This is a genomic window from Pseudomonas sp. GW823-FHT02C05, assembly GCF_058797595.1.
Window position 1 is genome coordinate 748,362 of record NZ_JBXAJU010000003.1, and the last position, 22,594, is coordinate 770,955.

25 protein-coding genes and 1 riboswitch are annotated in these 22,594 nt (G+C 63.2%); of the genes, 20 read left to right on the forward strand and 5 right to left on the reverse strand.

What is annotated here, in order from left to right; genetic code table 11:
• Position 1: 1 nt before the first annotated feature.
• Positions 2-1,060: a phosphoribosylformylglycinamidine cyclo-ligase gene (gene purM, locus AC1RGE_RS19855; protein WP_346624650.1), complete on the reverse strand. Its 1,059-nt coding sequence runs from the start codon at positions 1,058-1,060 to the stop codon at positions 2-4.
• A 370-nt stretch (positions 1,061-1,430) separates the two neighbouring features.
• Between purM and AC1RGE_RS19860 the strand changes: the two genes are divergently transcribed.
• From AC1RGE_RS19860 to AC1RGE_RS19885, 6 genes are all read left to right on the forward strand, one after another.
• Positions 1,431-2,471 (forward strand): DUF2066 domain-containing protein, encoded by a 1,041-nt coding sequence (locus AC1RGE_RS19860; protein WP_077934627.1) that lies wholly within the window; start codon positions 1,431-1,433, stop codon positions 2,469-2,471.
• Positions 2,472-2,508: 37 nt separating this feature from the next.
• Positions 2,509-3,582 (forward strand): AI-2E family transporter, encoded by a 1,074-nt coding sequence (locus AC1RGE_RS19865; protein WP_011062701.1) that lies wholly within the window; start codon positions 2,509-2,511, stop codon positions 3,580-3,582.
• 207 nt (positions 3,583-3,789) lie between these two features.
• Positions 3,790-4,494, forward strand: coding sequence for a DnaA regulatory inactivator Hda (hda, locus tag AC1RGE_RS19870; RefSeq protein ID WP_007898944.1), 705 nt, complete (start codon positions 3,790-3,792; stop codon positions 4,492-4,494).
• Positions 4,495-4,717: 223 nt separating this feature from the next.
• Positions 4,718-5,338, forward strand: coding sequence for a C40 family peptidase (locus AC1RGE_RS19875; protein ID WP_015636644.1), 621 nt, complete (start codon positions 4,718-4,720; stop codon positions 5,336-5,338).
• A 164-nt stretch (positions 5,339-5,502) separates the two neighbouring features.
• A complete protein-coding gene (locus AC1RGE_RS19880; RefSeq protein ID WP_011062699.1) occupies positions 5,503-6,036 on the forward strand; it encodes a C40 family peptidase in 534 nt (177 codons plus the stop codon).
• 21 nt (positions 6,037-6,057) lie between these two features.
• Positions 6,058-6,720: a class I SAM-dependent methyltransferase gene (locus tag AC1RGE_RS19885; RefSeq protein ID WP_492584876.1), complete on the forward strand. Its 663-nt coding sequence runs from the start codon at positions 6,058-6,060 to the stop codon at positions 6,718-6,720.
• A 2-nt stretch (positions 6,721-6,722) separates the two neighbouring features.
• Here the strand turns inward: AC1RGE_RS19885 and AC1RGE_RS19890 are convergent, their stop codons facing one another.
• Positions 6,723-8,042: a PQQ-dependent sugar dehydrogenase gene (locus AC1RGE_RS19890; protein WP_103289452.1), complete on the reverse strand. Its 1,320-nt coding sequence runs from the start codon at positions 8,040-8,042 to the stop codon at positions 6,723-6,725.
• A gap of 70 nt (positions 8,043-8,112) precedes the next feature.
• Positions 8,113-8,694, reverse strand: coding sequence for a hypothetical protein (locus tag AC1RGE_RS19895; protein WP_103289454.1), 582 nt, complete (start codon positions 8,692-8,694; stop codon positions 8,113-8,115).
• Positions 8,695-8,865: 171 nt separating this feature from the next.
• A riboswitch (cobalamin riboswitch) is annotated at positions 8,866-9,098 on the forward strand.
• Between the two features lie 81 nt (positions 9,099-9,179).
• Here AC1RGE_RS19895 and cobO point away from each other — a divergent pair.
• The 14 genes from cobO to AC1RGE_RS19965 all read left to right on the forward strand — a co-directional run bounded on the left by cobO (position 9,180) and on the right by AC1RGE_RS19965 (position 20,500).
• Complete coding sequence (cobO, locus tag AC1RGE_RS19900; protein WP_011062695.1) at positions 9,180-9,791, forward strand: cob(I)yrinic acid a,c-diamide adenosyltransferase; 612 nt, start codon at positions 9,180-9,182, stop codon at positions 9,789-9,791.
• A 10-nt stretch (positions 9,792-9,801) separates the two neighbouring features.
• A complete protein-coding gene (locus tag AC1RGE_RS19905; RefSeq protein WP_011062694.1) occupies positions 9,802-11,142 on the forward strand; it encodes a cobyrinic acid a,c-diamide synthase CobB in 1,341 nt (446 codons plus the stop codon).
• A complete protein-coding gene (bluB, locus tag AC1RGE_RS19910; RefSeq protein ID WP_011062693.1) occupies positions 11,135-11,785 on the forward strand; it encodes a 5,6-dimethylbenzimidazole synthase in 651 nt (216 codons plus the stop codon). Before AC1RGE_RS19905 ends, bluB begins: the two co-directional genes overlap by 8 nt.
• Entirely contained in the window at positions 11,782-12,690 is a 909-nt protein-coding gene (gene cbiB, locus AC1RGE_RS19915; RefSeq protein ID WP_492584878.1) for an adenosylcobinamide-phosphate synthase CbiB, read from the forward strand. Before bluB ends, cbiB begins: the two co-directional genes overlap by 4 nt.
• Positions 12,683-13,675, forward strand: coding sequence for a threonine-phosphate decarboxylase CobD (gene cobD / locus AC1RGE_RS19920; RefSeq protein WP_011062691.1), 993 nt, complete (start codon positions 12,683-12,685; stop codon positions 13,673-13,675). The genes cbiB and cobD overlap by 8 nt, the downstream gene beginning before the upstream one ends.
• Positions 13,672-15,123, forward strand: a complete 1,452-nt coding sequence (locus AC1RGE_RS19925; RefSeq protein WP_093407693.1) for a cobyric acid synthase — start codon at positions 13,672-13,674, stop codon at positions 15,121-15,123. Before cobD ends, AC1RGE_RS19925 begins: the two co-directional genes overlap by 4 nt.
• A gap of 42 nt (positions 15,124-15,165) precedes the next feature.
• Positions 15,166-15,687, forward strand: a complete 522-nt coding sequence (cobU, locus tag AC1RGE_RS19930; protein WP_011062689.1) for a bifunctional adenosylcobinamide kinase/adenosylcobinamide-phosphate guanylyltransferase — start codon at positions 15,166-15,168, stop codon at positions 15,685-15,687.
• A complete protein-coding gene (gene cobT, locus AC1RGE_RS19935; protein WP_011062688.1) occupies positions 15,684-16,739 on the forward strand; it encodes a nicotinate-nucleotide--dimethylbenzimidazole phosphoribosyltransferase in 1,056 nt (351 codons plus the stop codon). The genes cobU and cobT overlap by 4 nt, the downstream gene beginning before the upstream one ends.
• Positions 16,736-17,311 (forward strand): alpha-ribazole phosphatase family protein, encoded by a 576-nt coding sequence (cobC, locus tag AC1RGE_RS19940; protein WP_072450682.1) that lies wholly within the window; start codon positions 16,736-16,738, stop codon positions 17,309-17,311. The genes cobT and cobC overlap by 4 nt, the downstream gene beginning before the upstream one ends.
• Before the next feature lies 1 nt (position 17,312).
• Positions 17,313-18,044 carry an adenosylcobinamide-GDP ribazoletransferase gene (locus tag AC1RGE_RS19945; protein WP_011062686.1) on the forward strand — a complete coding sequence of 244 codons (732 nt, stop codon included), beginning with the start codon at positions 17,313-17,315 and terminating at the stop codon, positions 18,042-18,044.
• A 70-nt stretch (positions 18,045-18,114) separates the two neighbouring features.
• Complete coding sequence (locus AC1RGE_RS19950; protein ID WP_011062685.1) at positions 18,115-18,519, forward strand: MarR family winged helix-turn-helix transcriptional regulator; 405 nt, start codon at positions 18,115-18,117, stop codon at positions 18,517-18,519.
• A 52-nt stretch (positions 18,520-18,571) separates the two neighbouring features.
• A complete protein-coding gene (locus AC1RGE_RS19955; protein ID WP_047337533.1) occupies positions 18,572-19,774 on the forward strand; it encodes an MFS transporter in 1,203 nt (400 codons plus the stop codon).
• Positions 19,771-19,893, forward strand: a complete 123-nt coding sequence (locus tag AC1RGE_RS19960; protein ID WP_015636629.1) for a hypothetical protein — start codon at positions 19,771-19,773, stop codon at positions 19,891-19,893. Before AC1RGE_RS19955 ends, AC1RGE_RS19960 begins: the two co-directional genes overlap by 4 nt.
• 55 nt (positions 19,894-19,948) lie before the next feature.
• Positions 19,949-20,500 carry a glutathione peroxidase gene (locus tag AC1RGE_RS19965; RefSeq protein WP_053153249.1) on the forward strand — a complete coding sequence of 184 codons (552 nt, stop codon included), beginning with the start codon at positions 19,949-19,951 and terminating at the stop codon, positions 20,498-20,500.
• 79 nt (positions 20,501-20,579) lie between these two features.
• Here the strand turns inward: AC1RGE_RS19965 and AC1RGE_RS19970 are convergent, their stop codons facing one another.
• Positions 20,580-21,860: an OmpP1/FadL family transporter gene (locus AC1RGE_RS19970; RefSeq protein ID WP_011062682.1), complete on the reverse strand. Its 1,281-nt coding sequence runs from the start codon at positions 21,858-21,860 to the stop codon at positions 20,580-20,582.
• 144 nt (positions 21,861-22,004) lie between these two features.
• Positions 22,005-22,487: a hypothetical protein gene (locus AC1RGE_RS19975; protein WP_015636627.1), complete on the reverse strand. Its 483-nt coding sequence runs from the start codon at positions 22,485-22,487 to the stop codon at positions 22,005-22,007.
• Positions 22,488-22,594: the final 107 nt, after the last annotated feature.

Consider the following 22,594-nt stretch of genomic DNA (forward strand, 5'->3'; position numbering starts at 1 on the left):
ATCAGTGAGCCTTGAGGTTCTTCAGCTCGACCTGGGCCGCGCCTTCGGCTGCGGTGGCGATCTGGCCGATGACCCATGGCTGCTCGCCCGCCTCGCGCAGGACCTTCAGGGCGTTCTCGACCTGATCCTGGGCCACGCAGATGACCATGCCCACGCCGCAGTTCAGCACGCGATGCATTTCGTGCTCGTCGACGTTGCCTTTTTCCTGCAGCCAGTCGAAGACCGCCGGGCGCTGCCAGCTCGCCACGTCGACTACGGCCTGGGCGCCTTTTGGCAGCACGCGCGGGATGTTGTCCAGCAGGCCGCCACCGGTGATGTGGGCCATGGCCTTGACCGCGCCGGTGTCCTTGATCAGCTTCAGCAGTGGCTTGACGTAGATGCGGGTCGGCGCCATCAGCAGGTCGGTCAGTGGTTTGCCGTCCAGCTGGATGCTTTCGATGTCGGCGTCGGAGACTTCGATGATCTTGCGGATCAGCGAGTAGCCGTTGGAGTGCGGGCCGGAGGAGGGCAGGGCCAGCAGGGCATCGCCGGCGGCAACTTTCGAGCCGTCGATGATCTCGGCCTTTTCCACCACGCCTACGCAGAAGCCGGCCAGGTCGTAGTCTTCGCCTTCGTACATGCCGGGCATTTCAGCGGTTTCACCGCCCACCAGGGAGCAGCCGGACAGCTCGCAGCCAGCGCCGATGCCGGTTACCACTTGGGCTGCGGTATCGACGTTGAGCTTGCCGGTGGCGTAGTAGTCGAGGAAGAACAGCGGTTCGGCGCCGCAGACCACCAGGTCGTTGACGCACATGGCTACCAGGTCGATGCCGATGCTGTCGTGCTTGTTCAGGTTCAGGGCCAGGCGCAGCTTGGTGCCGACGCCGTCAGTGCCGGAGACCAGCACCGGTTGCTTGTAGCCGGCCGGGATTTCGCAGAGGGCGCCGAAACCGCCCAGGCCGCCCATGACTTCCGGGCGCGCAGTGCGCTTGGCGACGCTCTTGATGCGTTCGACCAATGCTTCACCGGCGTCGATGTCTACACCGGCGTCTTTGTAGCTCAGGGAGGGTTGCTTGCTCATGATCCAGGCCTTTAGGGGGGATTCAGGGGTATCGACCGAACCAGTGAGACTGCCGGAAACACAGGAAAAGTGTTTCAGGGTGCCCAGCTGATGCCGGTCTGCGAAGGCGCGCGATTTTATCAGGCTTGAGGGGCAGCGGCCATCCTCGGGCCGACGGGGAGAGGCATATCCTGTTAAAAAAACCGCGATTGGTCGTGTTGGTGCTCCTGCCCATGCCTGTATAAGGTATAGCGCTCAAGTGGCTATCGTTATGACAGCGCGAAAACTATCGGGCGCCGGGTGAATGTTTTGCCCAGGCTTGTGGTCACAGCCTTGCTCGCCGTGGTTCAAGTGCGCTGTTTCAATCGTTTTCTGTCGTCGGGAATCTTCCATGCGTCTGGGTAAATTTCTGTTTGTGGGCTGTTTGTCATTGGTCAGCCTGGCGAGTCATGCCGAAACCCTCAATGGCCTGTATCAAGTGCGTGAGCCTGTGAGCAGCCAGTCGCCCGAAGAGCGCGACCAGGCCACGCAACGGGCCCTGGAAACCCTGGTGTTGCGCCTCACTGGCGACGCCAAGGCCGCCCAGGGGCCAGGGCTGGCGGCGATACGCAAGGACCCGCAGCAGATCATCAGTCAGTACGGCTACGACGCCGGCCCGCCGGAAAGCCTGCAGGTGGATTTCGATCCGGTCACCACCGATCGCGCCCTGCGTCAGGCCGGGCTATCGCTCTGGGGCAACAACCGGCCGTCGATCATCGGCTGGTGGTTGAGTGATTCCACCGAAGGCTCGAGCCTGGTGGGTGATGGCCAGGCCAGCGCGGCGCCCTTGCGGCGTGCGGCTCAACATCGTGGCTTGCCCCTGCGCCTGCCGCTGGGGGATCTGAACGAGCAGATCGTCGCCACGGCGCCGAATCTTGAAGGTTCCGATCCGGCGCCGCTGCGTGAAGCCTCCGAGCGTTACGGTGCTGATGCGTTGCTGGCGGTACATGCCCGGGAAGAAGGTGGCCAATGGCAAGCCAAGTGGCGGCTGTGGCTGGGCGATCAGAAGGAGCAGGGCACTGTCCAGGGCGCCGATACCGCGGCCCTGGCCGATGGGGTGTTGCTGGCGGTGAGCCAGCGTCTGGCGCCCCGTTTTGTCACTCGTCCTGGTGCTTCCAGCGAGCAGTTGCTGGAAGTGCAGGGCATGACTCTGGAGCATTACGCGGCCCTTGGGCACTTGCTGGAGCCTTTTGGTGCGCAGTTGCAGAGCGTTGACGGTGATCGGATCGTCTATCGCGTCAACGGCAGTGCGGAGCAGCTGCGGGCGCAACTGTCGCTGGCCAAGCTGCAAGAGATTCCGGCGGGTGAAGCGCCTGCGCCGCAAGCTCCTGTGCAAGGCGCTGAAGGGGCCGCCCCGGTGGCGCCGCAGGCCCAACTGCGTTTTCGTTGGTAGCAGGTTGTTTCCTTCTATATAGAAGCTGGAGAGGTATATGGCTGATACGCGTCGTTGGGTCTGGTTGGGTGTCGTGCTCCTGGCCTGCGGGTTCGTCTACCTGCTGCACCCGATCCTCAGTCCGTTCCTGGTGGCGCTGTTGCTGGCCTACCTGTTCGATCCGCTGGTGGACCGGCTGGAGCAATGGGGGTTGTCGCGGACCTGGGGCGTGGTGGCGGTATTCGCCTTGTTCACCCTGATCGTCATGACCCTGCTGCTGGTGCTGGTGCCCATGCTGGCCAAGCAGTTGGTGCGGCTCTATGAACTGGCGCCGCAGATGCTCGATTGGGTCCAGCACAGCGCCATGCCCTGGGTGCAGTCCAAGCTCGGTCTGGCGGACGGCTTCTGGAAGTTCGACAAGGTCAAGGCGGCCATCAGCGAGCACATGGGCCAGACCACCGATATCGTCGGCGTGGTGCTGAGCCAGGCAACGGCTTCGGGCCTGGCGCTGATCGGCTGGCTGGCCAATCTGGTACTGATCCCGGTGGTCAGCTTCTATCTGCTGCGGGACTGGGACTTGATGATGGCCAAGATCCGCAGCCTGTTGCCACGCAGTCGCGAAGAGCAGGTGGTGTCTCTGGCCGGGGAGTGCCATGAAGTGCTGGGGGCTTTTGTTCGCGGGCAATTGCTGGTGATGCTGGCTCTCGGGGTGATCTACGCCGCGGGCCTGATGCTGGTGGGGCTGGAGCTGGGGCTGTTGATCGGTCTGATTGCCGGTCTGGCGGCAATCGTGCCGTATATGGGCTTTGTCATCGGCATTGGCGCGGCGCTGATTGCCGGGCTGTTCCAGTTCGGTGGCGACCTGTATCCGATGATCGGCATTGTCGCGGTATTCATGGTGGGGCAAGCCCTTGAGGGCATGGTGCTGACGCCGTTGCTGGTGGGCGATCGCATCGGCTTGCACCCGGTGGCGGTGATCTTTGCCATTCTTGCCGGCGGCGAACTGTTCGGTTTTACCGGGGTGCTGCTGGCGCTGCCGGTGGCAGCGGTGATCATGGTGCTGGTGCGCCATGTGCATGATCTGTACAAGGATTCGGATCTCTACAGCGGTGCTGAAGACCCCGAGTTGTAAAGGGGCGCGCGGGCCTGCGTGACGGTTGGCGGCGCTTGGCTGGCCGTCACGGTAGCTGTCAAGGAACGCCCTTCGATTGCGTTTGGCTGTCGCAAACCTTTGATTTTGCTTGTGGTCTGCTGCATTGTGCGCTCGGCGTCACGGGTATAAACTTTGCAAACTTTACACAGAGGCCACTAACGGTTCGTTTGGAACTGTTCAGTCAGCATGAAACCGATTCAGCTGCCCCTAGGTGTGCGTCTGCGTGATGACGCCACCTTCATCAACTACTACCCAGGCGCCAATGCCGCAGCACTCGGCTACGTCGAGCGCCTCTGCGAAGCCGACGCCGGTTGGACCGAAAGCCTGATCTACCTCTGGGGCAAGGATGGCGTGGGCCGCACGCACTTGCTGCAGGCCGCGTGCCTGCGTTTCGAGCAGTTGGGGGAGCCGGCGGTGTATCTGCCGCTGGCGGAGCTTCTGGATCGCGGTATCGAGATTCTCGACAACCTGGAACAGTATGAGCTGGTCTGCCTGGATGACCTGCAGGCAGTGGCTGGCAAGGCGGATTGGGAAGAAGCGCTGTTTCATCTGTTCAACCGCTTGCGCGACAGTGGTCGGCGCCTGTTGATCGCGGCCTCGACCTCGCCTCGCGAGTTGCCGGTGAAGCTGGCGGATTTGAAGTCCCGCCTGACCCTGGCGCTGATCTTTCAGATGCGCCCGCTCTCCGACGAAGACAAATTGCGTGCCTTGCAGCTAAGGGCATCCCGCCGGGGGCTGCATCTGACCGACGAGGTCGGGCATTTCATCCTGACCCGCGGTACCCGCAGCATGAGTGCCCTGTTCGAGCTTCTCGAGCGCCTCGACCAGGCTTCGTTGCAGGCCCAGCGCAAGCTGACCATCCCTTTTCTGAAAGAGACCCTGGGCTGGTAAAGACAAGGCTTCCAGGGCTCTCGGGGGCGACCTTCGGCATATTCCAGGCGCCAGAAAACGCACCTTTGGAAGGGTTTCCAGAGGTGGGCGGACTTAAAATGGGCTTAAAGCCTTAGATGTACGGAAGAAACTCATAAGTCACATTCTGATCGATTGAATTTGCAAATGAGGGCGATAGAAGGCATAGTCGCGTCTTCTTTTATTTCAAGCCACGGTCGTGCCCATGCTAAATCGCTTCGCACCCCTCGTGCCTCTCGCACTCGTCACCCTGTTGTTTGGTTGCGCCTCCCACACTCCGGTGTCCCAGCAGCAACCTGTCCAGCAGGCTCAAGTCTCCGTCAAAAACCAGTCTTCCGCTGTTTATCAGGAAGAGCTGGCAACTGAAAAGGAACTGGCAGAGTTCTCTGACAGCAAGCCTTACCAGTTGCCAGTTCTGGCTGACAGCATCCTCGAGCGCGGCATGTCCCTGATCGGTACCCGTTACCGTTTCGGCGGTACCTCGGAAGCCGGCTTCGATTGCAGCGGTTTCATCGGTTATCTGTTTCGTGAAGAGGCGGGCATGAACCTGCCGCGTTCCACTCGCGAAATGATCAACGTGAAAGCGCCACTGGTAGCGCGCAACAATCTCAAGCCGGGTGATCTGCTGTTCTTCAGCACCAACGGCCGTGGGCGCGTCAGCCACGCAGGTATCTACCTGGGCGATGACCAGTTCATCCACTCCAGCAGCCGTCGCAGTGGCGGTGTGCGGGTCGACAGCCTGGGCGATAGCTACTGGAGCAAGACCTTCATCGAAGCCAAGCGCGCACTCGCCATGGCTCCAACCGTGGTCACTGCACGCAAATAAGCGGACTATTTGTAGGGCGAAGTTAAAGTCTTACTTGAAGTTTGGCGTGTAGGCGCTAGAATCCTGATCTATTGTTGAAACTAACCGCGTAAGCCTTGCTTACGCGGTTTTGTTTTCAGTGCCACGGCAGAGAAAGCCGCATCCCGATCAGGATTGTCCAGCTTATGTCGACCTCAGCCCGTTTCGCTCTCATTGCCCTCGCAGCGCTGCTCAGCGCCTGTGCCAGCCGTACCCCGCCGCCTGCGCCTGTGGTGCGTGCTCCGGTGTTCAACTCCTCCCAAACCTTCTCTCCGGTTGCCGAAGACGTGCTGTTCCGCGCCCTTGGGTTGGTGGGCACGCCTTATCGCTGGGGCGGCAACACTCCGGATTCCGGTTTCGACTGCAGTGGCCTGATCGGTTACGTCTACCGCGATGCGGCGGGTATTTCCCTGCCGCGTTCAACCCGGGAAATGATCGGCATGCAGGCGCCGGATGTGGGCAAGAACGCGCTGCAGACCGGCGATCTGATCTTCTTCGCCACCAATGGCGGCTCCCAGGTCAGCCATGCGGGCATCTACGTGGGGGAAGGGCGCTTCGTGCATGCGCCGGCCACTGGCGGCACGGTGAAGCTCGACAGCCTGTCCAAGGCCTATTGGCAGAAGGCCTACCTGAGCGCGAAGCGCGTCCTGCAGCCAGAACACCTGGCGCGCAATCCCTAATCTTCTCTGGTCGAGGTGCCTGTGACCGCTCAGACGCTGAACCTCGACGATGCCCTCTACCATTACCTGCTGGACGTTTCCCTGCGTGAAACGCCCCTGCTGCGTCGTCTGCGGGATGAAACCCAGGCATTGCCCACCGCCCGTTGGCAGGTGGCGCCCGAGCAGGGCCAGTTCCTCGCGTTGCTGGTGAAGTTGACCGGCGCCCGCCGCGTGCTGGAGGTCGGTACCTTCACTGGCTACAGCGCCCTGTGCATGGCCCAGGCGCTGCCTGAAGACGGTTCACTGATCTGCTGCGACATTCCCGGCGACTACAACGCTACGGCCCTGCGCTACTGGCAGGAGGCGGGGGTGGGCCAGCGCATCGAACTGCGCCTGGCCCCGGCCCTGGATACCCTGGCCGGCCTGGAGCGAGCGGGGCAGCTTGGCTGTTTCGACCTGATCTTCATCGATGCCGACAAGGCCAACTACCCGGCCTATCTGGAGGCTGCGCTGGGCCTGTTGCGCGTTGGCGGGCTGCTGGTGTTCGACAACACCCTGTGGAGCGGGCGCGTGCTGGAGACCGATTCCCTGAGTGAGGATACCCGAGCCATCCAGGCGCTCAATCGCGCCTTGAAGGATGACTCGCGTATCGATCTGTCGCTGCTGCCGCTGGGAGATGGTCTGACGCTGTGCCGCAAGCGTTGAGCCTAGGGGGCTTTGGCGGCGGACACTCGCCAGATCTTGTTGCCTACATCGTCGGCCACCAATAACCCGCCTTGCTGGTCGATCACCACTCCGACCGGGCGTCCCATGGCTTTCTCGTCGGCATTGAGAAAGCCGCTAAGCACATCGATCGGCGCTCCATTGGGCTTGCCGGCGCTGAATGGCACGAAAATTACCTTGTAGCCGCTATGGGGCTTGCGGTTCCAGGAACCGTGCTGGCCGATGAAGGCGCCTTCGGTGAAGGGGGCGGGGAGCTTGCTGCCGTCGGCGAAGGTCAGCCCCAGCGACGCGGTGTGCGGGCCTACCGCGTAGTCCGGGGCGATGGCCTTGGCCACCAGGTCGAGGTTCTGCGGCTTGACCCGTACATCCACATGTTGCCCGTAGTAGCTGAAGGGCCAGCCATAGAACGCGCCATCCTTGACCGAGGTGATGTAGTCCGGCACCAGGTCGCTGCCGATTTCGTCCCGCTCATTGACTGCGGTCCAGAGTGCGCCGCTGGCCGGCTCCCAGGCCAGGCCATTGGGGTTGCGCAGGCCGGTGGCGAACAGGCGGTGCTGGCCGCTTTCACGGTCCACCTCCCAGATCGCCGCTCGGCCTTGCTCCTTGTCCAGGCCGTTTTCGCCGACGTTGCTGTTGGAGCCCACGGTGACGTAGAGCTTGCTGCCGTCCTTGCTGGCGATGACGTTCTTGGTCCAGTGATGGTTGAGGGTGCCGCCGGGCAGGTCGACCACCTTGGTGGCGGCTGCGCTGATCTGGGTCTCGCCGCTCTGGTAGGGAAAGCGCAGTAACTTGTCGGTATCGGCCACATACAGGTCATTGCCCACCAGGGTCATGCCAAAGGGCGAATTGAGGTTCTCCAGAAACATTGTCCGGGTCTCCGCCACGCCATCGTGATCCTGGTCCCTTAGCAGGGTGATGCGGTTGGCGCTGGGCACGGCCGCCCCGGCACGGCCCATGACCTTGCCGGCGATCCAGCCGCGAATGCCCTGGCTGTCATCCGGTTTGGGCGGGGCGTTGGTTTCCGCCACCAGCACATCGCCATTGGGCAGGACGTAGAGCCAGCGTGGATGGTCGAGGTTCTCGGCGAAAGCCTTGACCTGGGTGCCGGCCGCGGCCTGGGGTTTTGCACCTTGCGGCCAGCCGATGGCGGGGGCGATGTTGACCGTGGGGATCAGCGTCGGGTTGGGTTCCGGCAGCTTGGGGTTGGGGCCGGTGCCGTCGGACACCTGCAGGCTGGAAGTTTCGCCGCAGGCGGCGAGGCTGGCGGCGATGGCGATCAGTAGGCTGTGCTGAAGCTTGAGCATGCGAATTTCCCTATGAGTGCACGGACGTCGTAGTCATAGAGAAGCATAGCCAGTCGATGGTTCCGCCCGATCAGCGGGCCTCCTTGAAGAGCACGGCGACGCCCGGGTGGTAGTGGCCGGCCTCGTTGTGCAGCTTGCGATAGGCGTAGGGGAAGTACCAGGCCACGGCGCAGCAGTGCTCTTTCTGCAGTTCGTCGAGCATGTCCTGGAGCTCTTCCGGTGTAGCGCTGTGCTGGGATTTTTGTGGGGCAACGAACAGGCACCCCAGTCTCAGGTCGCTGGCGTAGCTGATCTTTCTTGCATCCTGGGCAACGTCCAGCAGTGCCTGGGTCAGGTTCAGGCTGTTGACCCTTGGCCAGCGCTGGGTGGCGTGTATGTAGGCGCGCTCTTCCTTGGTGGCCAGGTACAGGTCGGTGCGGGCGTTGCGCGCACCTTCTTCCTGCTGTTTCCTGCTGGGGCTGTGTTCCAGGCTGACCATCTCGGCCATCCAGGCCGACGCGCTGAGCAGCCCGAGATTGGCCTGCTCGTCGAACCAGTAAGGCGTTTCGTTATCGCCGCGAACCACGTTGTAGCGATCGATGCAATCGAACCAGCGTTCCAGCATCGGGCGCAGGAATTCCAGCTTCGGATTGCTGATGATCATGCCTTGCATCGAACTTACCCCTTATTGTTGTGTGGTTGGCGCCGGGGGCGCTGAAAAGTGGCTATTTGATATCATTGCTCTGAGTGTGGCACAAGATTGGCGTCAGTTTATTGATGCAGTGCAGTTTTGTGCCGGGGGCGACGGCCGGCTTTAATTGACGCTCCACCCCCAACCCTCTAACCTTCGCGACTTGTTTCAGGTGCTCTGTGGCCCGTGGCCGACAGAGTGAAACAGGGAAGCCGGTCAGGGTCTGTTCCAGTGATGGAGCCGACGACGATTCCGGCGCTGCCCCCGCAACGGTAGATGAGTCAAGACTGCGCCTGACGCCACTGTGTCAATGACACGGGAAGGCGCGCAGTCCGGCAGCCATGCCGCTCATGAGCCCGGAGACCGGCCTGATCCATCCAACGGCATCACGGTGGGCGATGCCAGGCTAGCGCCGTCTGTTCCTTTTCCCTGCCCCCCGTTCCCCAGCCCCAACGGAGAGCTGCCCCATGAGTGAATCCCCCGATCGTGACGAGCGCCATCTGGCGCGCATGTTGCGCAAAAAAGCCGTGATCGATGAACGCATTGCCAACTCGCCCAACGAATGCGGCCTGCTGCTGGTATTGACCGGCAACGGCAAGGGCAAGAGCAGCTCGGCCTTCGGCATGCTGGCGCGGTCCATGGGCCACGGTATTCAGTGTGGCGTGGTGCAGTTCATCAAGGGGCGTAACAGCACCGGCGAAGAACTATTCTTCCGGCGTTTCCCCGAGCAGGTGCGCTTTCACGTGATGGGCGAAGGCTTTACCTGGGAAACCCAGGATCGCCAGCGCGATATTGCTGCTGCTGAAGCCGCCTGGGCGGTTTCCAGGGAGTTGCTGAGCAACCCGGATATTGGCCTGGTGGTGCTCGACGAGCTGAACATTGCCCTCAAGCACGGCTACCTGGACCTGGATCAGGTGCTCAGTGACCTGCAGGCACGTCCGCCCATGCAGCATGTGGTAGTGACCGGTCGCGGCGCCAAGCCGGAGATGATCGAGCTGGCCGATACCGTGACCGAGATGGGCATGGTCAAGCACGCCTTCCAGGCCGGGATCAAGGCGCAGAAAGGTGTCGAGCTGTGAGCGTGAATTCATGACTGATGTTCGTCATTGCCCGGCAGTGTTGATCGCCGCACCGGCTTCCGGCCAGGGCAAGACCACGGTGACCGCGGCCCTTGCCCGCTTGCACCGCAACCGGGGGCGCAAGGTTCGGGTCTTCAAGTGCGGCCCGGATTTCCTCGACCCGATGATTCTTGAGCGCGCCAGTGGTGCCGCGGTGTACCAGTTGGACATGTGGATGGTGGGCGAGCAGGAAAGCCGCCGTCTGCTCTGGGAGGCGGCGGGAGAGGCCGACCTGATTCTGATCGAGGGGGTCATGGGCCTGTTCGATGGCACCCCTTCCAGCGCCGATCTGGCACGGCATTTCGGCGTGCCGGTGCTGGGGGTGATCGATGGCACCGCCATGGCCCAGACCTTCGGCGCCCTGGCTCTGGGCCTGGCGCGCTACCAGCCGGACCTGCCGTTTGCCGGGGTGCTGGCCAACCGGGTTGGTACCCTGCGCCATGCGCAGTTGCTGGAAGGCAGCCTGACGGAAGGCTTGCGCTGGTATGGCGCCTTGTCCCGGGAAACCGATATCGAGCTGCCCAGCCGCCATCTGGGGCTGGTGCAGGCCAGCGAGCTGAATGATCTGGACCTGCGCCTGGATGCCGCCGCCGAGGCCCTGGCCAGCAGTTGCCAGGTGGAACTGCCGCCAGCGGTGAGTTTTGCCGCACCCACGCCGGTGGCTTGCGCGCCGCTGCTCAAGGGCGTGCGGATTGCCGTGGCGCGGGACGAGGCGTTTGCCTTCACCTATGGCGCCAGCCTCGATCTGTTGCGAGCCATGGGGGCGCAGTTGAGCTTCTTCTCGCCGATCCACGATACCCAGCTGCCCGACGCGGACAGCCTGTACCTGCCCGGCGGCTATCCCGAATTGCACCATCAGGCCCTGGCCCGCAACAGCAGCATGCTGCAGGCCATTCGTGCCCATCACGCGGCCGGCAAGCCGCTGCTCGCCGAGTGCGGCGGCATGCTCTACCTGCTGGACTCCCTGACCGATGTCGAAGGCCAGCGTGCCGAGCTCCTGGGCCTGCTGCCCGGAGATGCGGTAATGCAGAAGCGCCTGGCGGCACTGGCCTTGCAAGCGGTGGATTTGCCCGAAGGCAGTCTGCGCGGCCACACCTATCACCATTCCCTGACCAGCACCGAGCTGCTGCCCATCGCTCGTGGGCTCAGCCCCAACGGCGGGCGCGGCGCGGAAGCGGTGTATCGCCAGGGGCGGATGACGGCCTCTTACGTGCACTTCTATTTCCCGTCCAATCCGGCGGCGGTGGCGGCGTTGTTTGCGCCGGGCGCGCCTGTTGAGCCGGTTTTAGCCGAGGGCGTGGCGGGTGAGTGAGCAGGGGTTCTCTGAGGCGCAGCGCGAGGGGGTCTATCGGGCCATCGCTGAGCGCCGCGACATGCGTCATTTCGCGGGTGGCAGTGTCGAGCCGGCAGTGCTGCGGCGCTTGCTGGAAGCAGCGCATCAGGCGCCCAGTGTCGGGTTGATGCAGCCCTGGCGTTTTATTCGCATCAGCGACCGCCTGTTGCGCAAGCACATCCAGCAGTTGGTGGAGGCGGAGCGGGTGCGCACCGCCCAAGCCCTGGGTGAGCGTTCCGACGAGTTCATGAAGCTCAAGGTCGAAGGCATCAGCGATTGTGCCGAGGTGCTGGTGGCCGCCTTGATGGATGACCGCGAACGACACATCTTCGGCCGTCGGACCCTGCCGGAGATGGACCTGGCGTCCCTGTCCTGCGCCATCCAGAACCTGTGGCTGGCGGCCCGCAGCGAAGGCCTGGGAATGGGGTGGGTGTCTTTGTTCGATCCTCAGGCCCTGGCCGATCTGCTGGGGCTGCCGGCAGGTGCCAAGCCCGTGGCCGTGCTGTGCCTGGGCCCGGTCACCGAATTCTACCCGGCGCCGATGCTGGCACTGGAAGGCTGGGCGCAACCGCGGCCGCTGAGTGAGTTGTTGTATGAGAATTACTGGGGAGTGAGTCAATGAGTGTGGCCTTGCTGAGTGTCGCCGGGGTCGCGCTGGATGCGCTGCTGGGCGAACCCAGGCGCTGGCATCCGCTGGTGGCGTTCGGCCGTGTGGCCGATCGTATCGAGCAACGTTTCAACTCCGCCGGCCGTGGCTGGCGCAGCCATGGCGTCACCGCCTGGGTGCTGGCGGTGGTGCCCCTGACCCTGGTGGCCACAGCGCTGTCCTGGTTGCCCTACGTCGGCTGGCTGGTGGAAATCCTGGCGTTGTACTGCGCCTTGGGCCTGCGCAGCCTCGGCGAGCATGTGGAGCCGGTGGCCCAGGCGTTGCGCACTGACGATCTGGAAGAAGCGCGCCGCCGGGTGGGTTTTCTGGTGAGCCGCCAGACCAGCGAACTGGATGCCACCGAAGTGGCCCGAGCGGCTACTGAGTCCGTGCTGGAGAACGGCAGCGACGCCGTGTTTGCCGCGCTGTTCTGGTTTGCCGTGGCCGGCGCGCCGGGGGTGGTGCTCTATCGTCTGAGCAACACCCTGGATGCGATGTGGGGCTACCGTAACGAGCGCTTCGAGCGCTTCGGCTGGGCGGCCGCAAAGATCGACGACCTGCTCAACTACATTCCTGCGCGTCTAGTGGCCCTGACTTACGCCTTGCTCGGCAAGACCCGGCTGGCGTTGAAATGCTGGCACCGCCAGGGGCCGACCTGGGACAGCCCGAATGCCGGCCCGGTGATGGCGGCCGGGGCGGGCGCCCTGGGCGTGGAGCTGGGCGGCGCGGCGATTTATCACGGCCAATTGCACCAGCGTCCGTCACTGGGTGAAGGCGAGCCGGCCAGCGCCGGTTCCATCGATCGTGGCTGGCAGCTGGTGCAGCGGGGTGTCTGGCTGTGGCTGCTGATTCTTTGCCTGGGGGCTGAATTCTATGCTTGAGCACGGCGGACGACTGCGCAAGGCGGCCGAGCAATACGGGATTGCCGAAGATGCCTGGCTGGACTTGTCCAGCGGGTTGGCGCCCTGGCCGTTTCCCCTGCCGCCCATTGCGCTGCGTGCCTGGGCGCGCCTGCCGGAAACCGATGACGGACTGGAACAGGCGGCCCGCGAATACTATGGCGCCAGTGAAGTGCTGCCGGTGGCCGGCTCCCAGGCAGCAATCCAGTTGCTGCCGCGCTTGCGTCGAGCGGGCAAGGTCGGTGTGCTGTCGCCCTGTTATGCCGAGCATGCCGAAGCCTGGCGCCGCAGCGGCTACCGGGTACGCGAAGTGCTGGAGCAGGAAGTGGATTTCTTCCTCGACAGCCTCGATGTGCTGGTGGTGGTCAACCCGAACAACCCTACCGGCCTGAGCCTGACCCCGGAGCGCCTGCTGGACTGGCACGCGCGCCTGGCTCAGCGCGGCGGCTGGCTGGTGGTGGATGAAGCCTTCATGGACAACACCCCGCACCTGAGCCTAGCCCGCCACGCCCATCAGGTGGGGCTGATTGTGTTGCGTTCGTTCGGCAAGTTCTTTGGCCTGGCCGGAGTACGCCTGGGTTTTGTCCTGGCCGAGCGCCGGCTGCTCAAACTGCTGGCGGAGCAGGTCGGACCCTGGGCAGTCAGCGGGCCGACCCGGGTGGTGGGGCAGGCCTGCCTGCGCGATACCCAGGGGCACGCCCGGCAAAGGTTGCGCAGCGAAGCGGCGAGCGAGCGTCTGGTTGAAGTCCTCGAGCGTCATGGTCTCAAGCCCCAGGGCGGTTGCGCGCTGTTTCAGTGGCTGATCAGTGCCGAGGCCGAATCGCTTTATCACTTCATGGCGCGCCGCGGCATTCTCCTGCGGCTGTTCACTCATAACAGCAGCCTGCGCTTCGGCCTGCCCGCCGAGGAGGCCGATTGGGATCGCCTGGAACAGGCGCTGCAGGCCTATCGCAAGGAATATCCATGAGCACTCTGATGGTTCAAGGCACCACCTCGGATGCCGGCAAGAGCACCCTGGTGACGGCCCTGTGCCGTTGGCTGCGGCGCCAGGGTGTCAGCGTGGTGCCGTTCAAGCCCCAGAACATGGCCCTCAACAGTGCGGTGACTGCCGATGGCGGCGAGATCGGCAGGGCCCAGGCCGTCCAGGCCCAGGCGGCCAATCTGGCGCCCCACACCGACATGAACCCGGTGCTGCTCAAGCCCAACAGCGATACCGGCTCTCAGGTAATCATTCACGGCCGCGCCGTGACCAGCATGAACGCCGTGGCCTATCACGACTACAAGGCCATCGCCATGCAGGCCGTACTGGCTTCCCATGAGCGCCTGAAAAGCGCTTATCAGGTGGTGATGGTGGAGGGCGCCGGCTCGCCGGCGGAGATCAACCTGCGGGCCGGCGATATTGCCAACATGGGCTTTGCCGAGGCGGTGGACTGCCCGGTGCTGCTGATCGCCGACATCAACCGCGGTGGGGTCTTCGCCCATTTGGTGGGCACCCTGGAACTGCTGTCTCCCAGTGAGCAGGCCCGGGTAAAGGGCTTCATCATCAACCGCTTTCGTGGCGACCTGGCGTTGTTGCAACCGGGCCTGGACTGGCTGGAGGCCCGCACCGGCAAGCCGGTGATCGGCGTGCTGCCCTATGTCCTGGACCTGCACCTGGAAGCCGAGGACGGTATCGACCAACGCCAGGTGGGCAAGGTCGAACAGTTGCTCAAGGTGGTGGTGCCGGTGCTGCCGCGCATCAGCAATCACACGGATTTCGATCCGTTGCGCCTGCATCCTCAGGTCGACTTGCAATTCATCGGCCCCGGCCAGGCGATTCCTGCTGCCGATCTGATCATCCTCCCCGGCTCGAAAAGCGTACGGGGCGATCTGGCCTACCTGCGCAGCAACGGCTGGGATCGGGCAGTTGCCCGCCACCTGCGCTACGGCGGCAAAGTGCTGGGCATCTGCGGTGGCCTGCAAATGCTTGGCGAGCAGGTGCATGATCCGCTCGGGCTCGAAGGCGCTGCGGGCTCCAGCCCCGGCCTGGGCCTGCTGGCATTTGAAACCGTGCTTGAAGAAGAGAAGCAGCTGCGTAACGTCAGCGGTCGCCTGAGCCTGGAGAATGCCGCGGTCAGTGGTTATGAAATTCACGCCGGGGTCACTCGCGGGCCGGCCCTGGAGCTGGCCGCCGTGCAACTGGACGACGGTCGCAGCGATGGCGCCTGCAGCGCCGACGGGCAGATCCTCGGCACCTACCTGCACGGTCTGTTCGAAACCCCTGCGGCCTGCAGTGCGCTGTTGCGCTGGGCCGGGCTCGAAGCGGTGCAGGAGGTGGATTACCACGCCTTGCGTGAACGCGATATCGAGCGTCTGGCGGACCTGGTGGAGCATCACCTGGACACCGCTGCACTGCGTCGGCTCTGTGGCCTTTGAGCGCTCAACCCAGGCCGTCTTCCCTATCAGAGGTGCCCAAGCATGTTGCAACTGATCCTCGGCGGTGCCCGGTCCGGCAAGAGCCGCCTCGCTGAAAAGCTCGCCGGTGACAGCGCCCTGGCGGTGACCTACATCGCCACCAGCCAGCCCCTCGATGGCGAAATGAATCAACGCATTGCCCATCATCGCGAGCGGCGTCCGGCCCATTGGGGCTTGATCGAGGAGCCGCTGGAGCTGGCCCGGGTGCTGCAGGAATCTGCCGGCGAAGGGCGCTGCCTGCTGGTGGATTGCCTGACCCTGTGGCTGACCAACCTGCTGATGCTCGAGGACCCCGAGCGCCTGGCCGCCGAACGCGAGGCCTTGTTGCAGTGTGTGGCGAGCTTGCCGGGGGAGATCATTTTTGTCAGCAACGAAACCGGAATGGGTGTCGTGCCGCTGGGCGAATTGACTCGCCGCTATGTGGATGAAGCCGGTTGGCTGCATCAAGCCCTGGCCGAGCGTTGTCAGCGAGTGGTGCTGACGGTCGCCGGCCTGCCCCTGACTTTGAAAGGAACTGCGTTATGAATAACTCCTGGTGGCTGGAACCGTGCAAGGCAATCGACACCCAGATGGTCGAGCAGGCCCTGGCGCGTCAGCAGCAACTGACCAAGCCGGCCGGCTCTCTCGGGCGCCTGGAGCCACTGGCGGTACGCCTGGCGGGCCTGCAAGGACGGCTCAAGCCCGGCATCGAGCGGCTATGGATCGCCATCTTCGCCGGTGACCATGGGGTGGTGGCCGAGGGCGTTTCCGCCTACCCGCAGGAAGTCACCGGGCAGATGTTGTTGAACTTCGTCAGCGGCGGAGCGGCCATCAGCGTGCTGGCCCGGCAACTGCAGGCGCAACTGGAGGTGGTGGATCTGGGCACAGTGACGCCAGGCTTGAACCTGCCGGGGGTGCGCCACCTGAACCTGGGGGCCGGCACGCAGAATTTTGTCCAGGGGCCGGCGATGACCCGTGCACAGGGCGAGCAGGCCCTGCAAGCCGGCCGCGACAGCGCGCTGCGGGCTCATGCCGACGGCGCCCAGCTGTTTATCGGCGGTGAAATGGGCATCGGCAATACCACCGCAGCCAGTGCCATTGCCTGTGCCCTGCTGGGGATTCCAGTGGCACAACTGGCCGGGCCGGGCACCGGCCTGAATGCCGAGGGGGTCAATCACAAGGCGCAGGTTATCGAGCGTGCCCTGGCGCTGCACGATGCCTCTCGCGGCGATGCCTTGCAGACCCTGTTCAACCTGGGTGGCTTTGAAGTGGCGGCGCTGGTGGGGGCTTACCTGGCGTGTGCCCAGGAGGGCATTGCGGTGCTGGTGGACGGTTTCATCTGCAGCGTCGCCGCGTTGGTGGCGGTGCGTCTGAATCCGGCCTGCGCGCCCTGGTTGCTGTTCGCCCACCAGGGCGCCGAGCCCGGGCACCGGCATGTGCTGCAGACCCTGCAAGCCGAACCCTTGCTGGACCTGGGCCTGCGCCTGGGTGAAGGCAGCGGCGCCGCCCTGGCAGTGCCGTTGCTGCGGCTGGCCTGTGACCTGCATGGGCAGATGGCGACTTTCGCCGAGGCAGCGGTGGCGGATCGTCCGGCATGACCTTGTACCTGGACCTGTTGCGCCACGGTGAAACCGAGCTGGGTGGTGGCCTGCGCGGCAGCCTGGACGATGCGTTGACTGCAACGGGCTGGCAACAGATGCGCGAAGCCGTCCAGGGGCGGGGCCCCTGGGACCGGGTACTGAGTTCGCCATTGCAGCGCTGTGCGCGTTTTGCCCAAGAGCTGGCGGGGCAGTTGCAGTTGCCGCTGAGCCTTGAGCCCGACCTTCAGGAACTGCACTTTGGCGCCTGGGAAGGGCAGAGCGCGGCGGCGCTGATGGAAACCGACGCCGATGACCTGGGGCGTTTCTGGGCCGATCCCTATGCATTCACCCCGCCTGGGGGCGAGCCGGTAGAGCTGTTCTCCCTGCGGGTGCTGGGGGCGATAGAGCGCTTGTACCAGGCCTGCGCCGGGCAGCGTGTGCTGCTGGTCAGCCATGGCGGGGTCATGCGCCTGCTGCTGGCCCGGGCTCGAGGGCTGCCGCGCCAGCAGTTGTTGAACGTTGAAGTGGGTCATGGCGCGCTGTTTCGTCTGCAGGTCGCCAGCGAAGGCCGGATGAGCGAGGAGGGCTGAGATGTTGCCGTTCTGGATTGCCTTGCAGTTTCTCAGCAGTCTGCCGGTCCGCCTGCCGGGCATGCCTCGGCCTGAAGAGCTGGGCCGCTCGCTGTTGTTCTATCCGTTGGTGGGGCTGCTGTTCGGCGTGCTGTTGTGGGTGCTGAATGCCATGCTGGGCGGTGTTCCCCTGTTGCTGCATGCGGCCTTGCTGTTGACCGCCTGGGTTCTGCTCAGCGGTGGTCTGCACCTGGATGGCCTGGCGGACAGTGCCGATGCCTGGCTGGGAGGCTTTGGCGATCGAGAGCGGACCCTGAGCATCATGAAGGACCCCCGTAGTGGTCCGATCGCCGTGGTGACCCTGGTGCTGGTGCTGCTGCTCAAGTTCACCGCCCTGGTGGCGCTGATCGAACAGCAGCAGGGCTTTGCATTGTTGCTGGCGCCGCTGATCGGCCGCGGGGCATTGCTGGGCCTGTTTCTCTGCACGCCTTATGTGCGTGCCGGTGGGCTGGGGCAGGCGCTGGCTGACCACCTGCCACGTGTGGCCGGGCGGCAAGTGCTGGGCTTGAGCGTACTGGCCTGTTTGCTGCTGGGGGGCTACAGCGGGTTATGGGCAGTGCTGCTGGCCACTGTGCTGTTCTTCTGGCTGCGGCAAGTGATGATGCGGCGCCTGGGTGGTACCACTGGAGACACTGCCGGGGCTGTGCTTGAACTGTTGGAAACTGCCGTATTGCTCGGGGTGGCGCTGTTTTGAGTGGAGCACGGGATTGACGATTTTCATGAAAAATCTTGCCTTGGAATAATCACGGGTATATACACGCATCATGCTTCCCTCTCAGTGTTTGTGCACCAACCTGCGTCGCGCCGCCCGTGGCGTCAGCAGGTACTACGACGGCGCCCTTGATGGCTTCGGGATCAACGTTGCCCAGTATTCTCTGCTGAACAACCTGTTGCGCCTTGATCAGCCAAGCATTTCCAGCCTGGCGGAAGCCATGGGGCTGGATCGCAGCACGCTCGGGCGCAATGTGCGGGTCTTGGAAGCTGCAGGGCTGGTGTGCCTGCAGGAAGGCGACGATCAGCGAAACCGGCTGGTGCTGTTGACCGAGGCCGGGCATGAGCGGCTGGTGGCGGCCTTGCCTGCGTGGGAAGCGGCTCAGCAGCGGTTGATCGATCGCCTGGGTGTGGAAAAGCGTGAAACCTTGTTGGCCTTGCTGAACGAACTGTCTTGAGCGCCTTTCGTTCGACTATAAGCGGGTATATACCCGTAACTGGAGAATAAAAATGTCATCGATGTGGCGTACCAGCGGCTGGGTGCTTCTCGGCAGCGCATTGATCCTGGCCTTGTCGCTGGGGATCAGGCATGGCTTCGGCCTGTTCCTGCCGCCCATGAGCGCGCAGTTTGGCTGGGGGCGCGAAGTCTTCGCCTTCGCCATTGCCCTGCAGAACCTGATCTGGGGGCTGGCCCAGCCTTTTACCGGAGCCTTGGCCGATCGTTTTGGTGCGGCGAAAGTGGTGCTGGTGGGTGGCGTGCTGTACGCGGTCGGGCTGGTGTTCATGGGGCTGTCGGATTCGGCCCTGACCCTGTCCCTGAGTGCCGGGCTGCTGATCGGCATAGGTCTGTCGGGTACGTCCTTCTCGGTAATTCTCGGTGTTGTCGGCCGCGCCTTGCCGCCGGAAAAACGCAGCATGGGCATGGGGATTGCCAGTGCGGCAGGTTCCTTCGGCCAATTTGCCATGCTCCCCGGAACCCTGGGGCTGATCGGCTGGCTGGGCTGGTCTACGGCGCTGCTGGTGCTGGGCTTGCTGGTGGCCTTGATCGTGCCATTGGTGAGCATGCTCAAGGACAAACCGCTGCCGGCGCTGGGGCATGAGCAGAGCCTCATGGAGGCCTTGCGTGAAGCCTGTTCCCATTCAGGGTTCTGGCTGTTGGCATTCGGCTTTTTCGTCTGTGGCTTCCAGGTGGTGTTCATCGGCGTGCACCTGCCGGCGTATCTGGTGGACCAGCACTTACCGGCGACCGTGGGCACCACGGTGCTGGCCCTGATTGGCCTGTTCAATATATTTGGTACCTATACCGCCGGCTGGCTGGGTGGGCGGATGTCCAAGCCGCGCCTGCTGACGGGCCTGTATCTGCTACGGGCGGTGGTGATCGGGCTGTTCCTGTGGTTGCCGGTGACTCAGACCAGCGCCTATCTGTTCGGCATGGCCATGGGCTTTCTCTGGCTGTCCACCGTGCCTTTGACCAACGGCACCGTGGCCACCTTGTTTGGCGTGCGCAACCTGTCCATGCTCGGCGGCATTGTGTTCCTGTTCCACCAATTGGGGTCTTTCCTTGGTGGTTGGCTGGGGGGCGTGGTGTATGACCGTACCGGGAGCTACGACTTGATCTGGCAGGTGGCGATTCTCCTTAGTCTGTTGGCTGCGGCACTGAACTGGCCGGTGCGCGAGCGGCCGGTGGCGCGTTTGCAGGCCAGCGCGGCATGAACCGCTGGCTGCTGCGCGGTGCCGGCCTGGGCCTCGGCATTCTATTGTTGCTGCTGGCCTGGTGGGGCTGGCACCGGGGCGGCCTGGCGCTGATGCAGCTGGGCATGGGCGCTTGCTAGGGGAGCGAGGGGGCGAGTAACGTCGTAGCCCGACACTTTGACAAGGATTCTGGACATGGCTATGCGCTGGTTTGCGGTTCCAGCTTTACTCGCGACCTTGGCCGGCTCGGCATGGGCGGCGGACTGTCCGCCCCTGTTGCAGGGTTCCTTGCCCAAATTGCACGCCAAGGAATCCATCGACTTGTGCCAGCGCTTTGCCGGCAAGCCGCTGGTGGTGGTCAATACGGCGAGCTTCTGCGGGTTTGCTCCGCAATTCAAAGGCCTTGAGGCGCTGTACCAGCGTTACAAGGATCAAGGGCTGGAAGTGGTGGGCGTGCCCTCCAATGACTTCAAGCAAGAGGCCAAGGATGGCGCGAAGACTGCCAAGGTCTGCTACGTCAATTACGGCGTGACCTTCACCATGACCGAGCCACAGAAGGTTCGGGGGGCGGATGCGGTGCACCTGTTCAAGGTGCTGGCGCAGCAGAGTAGCGCGCCGAAGTGGAATTTCTATAAATACGTGGTGGATCGCCAGGGCAATGTGATTGCCAACTTTTCCAGCCTGACCAAGCCGGACAATCCGGAATTCATCGAAGCGGTGGAGAAGGCATTGGCGTCGAAATCCTGAGAAAGCCTATTCATTAGCCAATAAAAAACCCGCATCTGCGGGTTTTTTATTGGTTTGAAACTGCGCGGCCTAGAGCTCGTTAGAACTTGTAGGTGGCGCCCAGGCCGTAGCCCCATGCGCTGTTTTGGTAAGTAGCGCTGTAGGCATTGCCTTTGCCGGTTCTGTTGACGTTGACGTCCTCTTCCTTCAGGTAGGAAACCGCCAGGTCCAGAGTCAGGTCTTCAGTCGGGCTGTAGCCGGCACCGAAGCTGATGGCCTTACGGTCACCGGTAGGAATACGTACAGAACGGTCGGTGTTGTTGGTTGGCGCCTGGTCAACCGAGAGGCCGCTGCGCAGAACCCACTCTTTGTTGACCTTGTAGGAAACACCAACAGCCGAGGCCCAGGTGTCGTGCCAGTTCTGTGGCTCGGTGATGGTGCCGATCGGGCCCCTGGAACCGCCAAGCAGGGCAGGAACACCTTCGTTGTTCACGGTGATGTCTTTCAGGCGGCTCCAGCGAGTCCAGGTGCTACCTGCGTAGACGGTCCACTGGTCATCCAGTTTCTGGGTGACAGAGAAGTCGACGACTTCCGGAGTGGTGATGTCCAGCGAGGCGTCATAACGGCCGCCATTGAACGGACCGAAGCCCGGGCCGGCGATGTTGGTGTGGCCTTCCAGCTTGTACTTGACCTTCGAGTGGTAGGTCAGGCCCAGGCGAGTAGTGTCGGTAGGCTGGACGATGATGCCGACGTTGTAGCCGATGGCGGTATCGTCACCCTTGATCTTCACGCTGCCATCATTGCGGCCGAAGAGCGCAGGGTTTGGAAACGGAGTCGCGGAAGTCAGTTCACCGCTCAGGCGGTTGATGGTCGGGCCGAAGCCGATCGACACCATGTCATTGAAGGCATAGCTGACGGTCGGTTGCAGGGTGACGACCTTGACTACGCTCTTGTCGCCGTAATAGCGGCTGGCAGAAGTGGACTCATAGTTGGTAACCAGGCCGAAGGGTGCATAGGCGCCCAGACCCAATGCCCAGCCGTTGCCCAGTTGTTTGACGAAGAACCCCATAGGAACGCTGGTGAACGGAACCATGTCGCCGTCGCTGGTGCCGCCGGGTGGGCCGCCCTTGACGTTTTTCAGGTTGGTCTTGGCATCAATTGCCGCAACGCCGACAGTTACCTGGTCACGTTGCAGCAGGGACATGCCGGCAGGGTTACCGTAAACGGTGCTGGCATCTTCGGCAGAAGAGGAACGACCCGCGAAGCCGGTACCCATGCCGCTGATGCTTTGTTCGTTAAGAGCAAAACCGCTGGCGAAAAGTTGGGTAGAGGCAAGTGCAACCGCGAGACTTATGGTGGATTTGAGCATTACTTTTTTCATTATTAGAACTCCTGGTGATCACCGAGGCGAAAATTACCAACATTTCGATCTCGGCGCTATAGGCTGCAACAGTTGATTTAGAGCGGTTTTGTAGGACAATCCGACCAAAATCGGCTTCTTTCTCCGATTTTGCAAAAGTCGTTGTCAGCAGGCGACCTGGTTTAACGGTGCAATGCAGGTCTGCCAGGCGCAGGCGAAATCTCTTAAACGTCCTTGTGGTTGAAAGGTCTTCCTCCAGATGCGGGCCATGCCGAGCAGGTCGTCGGCAGCGGGGAGCGGCGTGTGTTGTTCTTCCACCAGCAACCAGGCAATGGCGGTGGCGTAACGCAGGTTGACGGTCAGTTCCAGGTGCGGCCCGCTGAGGAACGCATGCTGGCTGGCGAGCCCGCGAACCAGGCTGGCCCGTTCCGGATCCAGTGCCAGGTACTGGTCCCAGAGGGCTTGATGGCGCAATTCGGTGATGCGGTAGAGGCCGTGGCCACGACGATCGTGCAGGGCTGAGCCCAGCGCCGATTGGCTGGCGGCAATGCCCAGCAGCAGGACTTCAGCGGTTTTGCTATGGCTGCCCAGGTACATCAGCGTCGGGCGGATCACATAGCGGCACAACTCGCTGGCGGCGATACCCATAAAGCCCTCGAAGCGTGAAATGGCCGGCGAAACCTGAAGGGCGCTTGGCAGCAAAAAAGGATCAGGTTTGCCGGAAGCGGTTCAGGCCGCTTGAGTTGAAGTGTAGT

Excerpts from the sequence above, each read along its gene's own strand:
- AC1RGE_RS19925 (WP_093407693.1), top strand. The coding sequence starts at position 13,672 with ATGAGCACTCTGATGGTTCAAGGCACCACCTCGGATGCCGGCAAGAGC.
- AC1RGE_RS19970 (WP_011062682.1), bottom strand. The coding sequence starts at position 21,860 with ATGAAAAAAGTAATGCTCAAATCCACCATAAGTCTCGCGGTTGCACTT.
- cobU (WP_011062689.1), top strand. The coding sequence starts at position 15,166 with ATGTTGCAACTGATCCTCGGCGGTGCCCGGTCCGGCAAGAGCCGCCTC.
- AC1RGE_RS19860 (WP_077934627.1), top strand. The coding sequence starts at position 1,431 with ATGCGTCTGGGTAAATTTCTGTTTGTGGGCTGTTTGTCATTGGTCAGC.
- AC1RGE_RS19880 (WP_011062699.1), top strand. The coding sequence starts at position 5,503 with ATGTCGACCTCAGCCCGTTTCGCTCTCATTGCCCTCGCAGCGCTGCTC.
- AC1RGE_RS19875 (WP_015636644.1), top strand. The coding sequence starts at position 4,718 with ATGCTAAATCGCTTCGCACCCCTCGTGCCTCTCGCACTCGTCACCCTG.
- AC1RGE_RS19945 (WP_011062686.1), top strand. The coding sequence starts at position 17,313 with ATGTTGCCGTTCTGGATTGCCTTGCAGTTTCTCAGCAGTCTGCCGGTC.
- AC1RGE_RS19960 (WP_015636629.1), top strand. The coding sequence starts at position 19,771 with ATGAACCGCTGGCTGCTGCGCGGTGCCGGCCTGGGCCTCGGCATTCTA.
- hda (WP_007898944.1), top strand. The coding sequence starts at position 3,790 with ATGAAACCGATTCAGCTGCCCCTAGGTGTGCGTCTGCGTGATGACGCC.
- cobO (WP_011062695.1), top strand. The coding sequence starts at position 9,180 with ATGAGTGAATCCCCCGATCGTGACGAGCGCCATCTGGCGCGCATGTTG.
- AC1RGE_RS19905 (WP_011062694.1), top strand. The coding sequence starts at position 9,802 with ATGACTGATGTTCGTCATTGCCCGGCAGTGTTGATCGCCGCACCGGCT.
- AC1RGE_RS19895 (WP_103289454.1), bottom strand. The coding sequence starts at position 8,694 with ATGCAAGGCATGATCATCAGCAATCCGAAGCTGGAATTCCTGCGCCCG.
- AC1RGE_RS19890 (WP_103289452.1), bottom strand. The coding sequence starts at position 8,042 with ATGCTCAAGCTTCAGCACAGCCTACTGATCGCCATCGCCGCCAGCCTC.
- cobT (WP_011062688.1), top strand. The coding sequence starts at position 15,684 with ATGAATAACTCCTGGTGGCTGGAACCGTGCAAGGCAATCGACACCCAG.
- cobD (WP_011062691.1), top strand. The coding sequence starts at position 12,683 with ATGCTTGAGCACGGCGGACGACTGCGCAAGGCGGCCGAGCAATACGGG.
- AC1RGE_RS19950 (WP_011062685.1), top strand. The coding sequence starts at position 18,115 with ATGCTTCCCTCTCAGTGTTTGTGCACCAACCTGCGTCGCGCCGCCCGT.
- AC1RGE_RS19955 (WP_047337533.1), top strand. The coding sequence starts at position 18,572 with ATGTCATCGATGTGGCGTACCAGCGGCTGGGTGCTTCTCGGCAGCGCA.
- cbiB (WP_492584878.1), top strand. The coding sequence starts at position 11,782 with ATGAGTGTGGCCTTGCTGAGTGTCGCCGGGGTCGCGCTGGATGCGCTG.
- cobC (WP_072450682.1), top strand. The coding sequence starts at position 16,736 with ATGACCTTGTACCTGGACCTGTTGCGCCACGGTGAAACCGAGCTGGGT.
- purM (WP_346624650.1), bottom strand. The coding sequence starts at position 1,060 with ATGAGCAAGCAACCCTCCCTGAGCTACAAAGACGCCGGTGTAGACATC.
- AC1RGE_RS19965 (WP_053153249.1), top strand. The coding sequence starts at position 19,949 with ATGGCTATGCGCTGGTTTGCGGTTCCAGCTTTACTCGCGACCTTGGCC.
- AC1RGE_RS19975 (WP_015636627.1), bottom strand. The coding sequence starts at position 22,487 with ATGGGTATCGCCGCCAGCGAGTTGTGCCGCTATGTGATCCGCCCGACG.
- AC1RGE_RS19865 (WP_011062701.1), top strand. The coding sequence starts at position 2,509 with ATGGCTGATACGCGTCGTTGGGTCTGGTTGGGTGTCGTGCTCCTGGCC.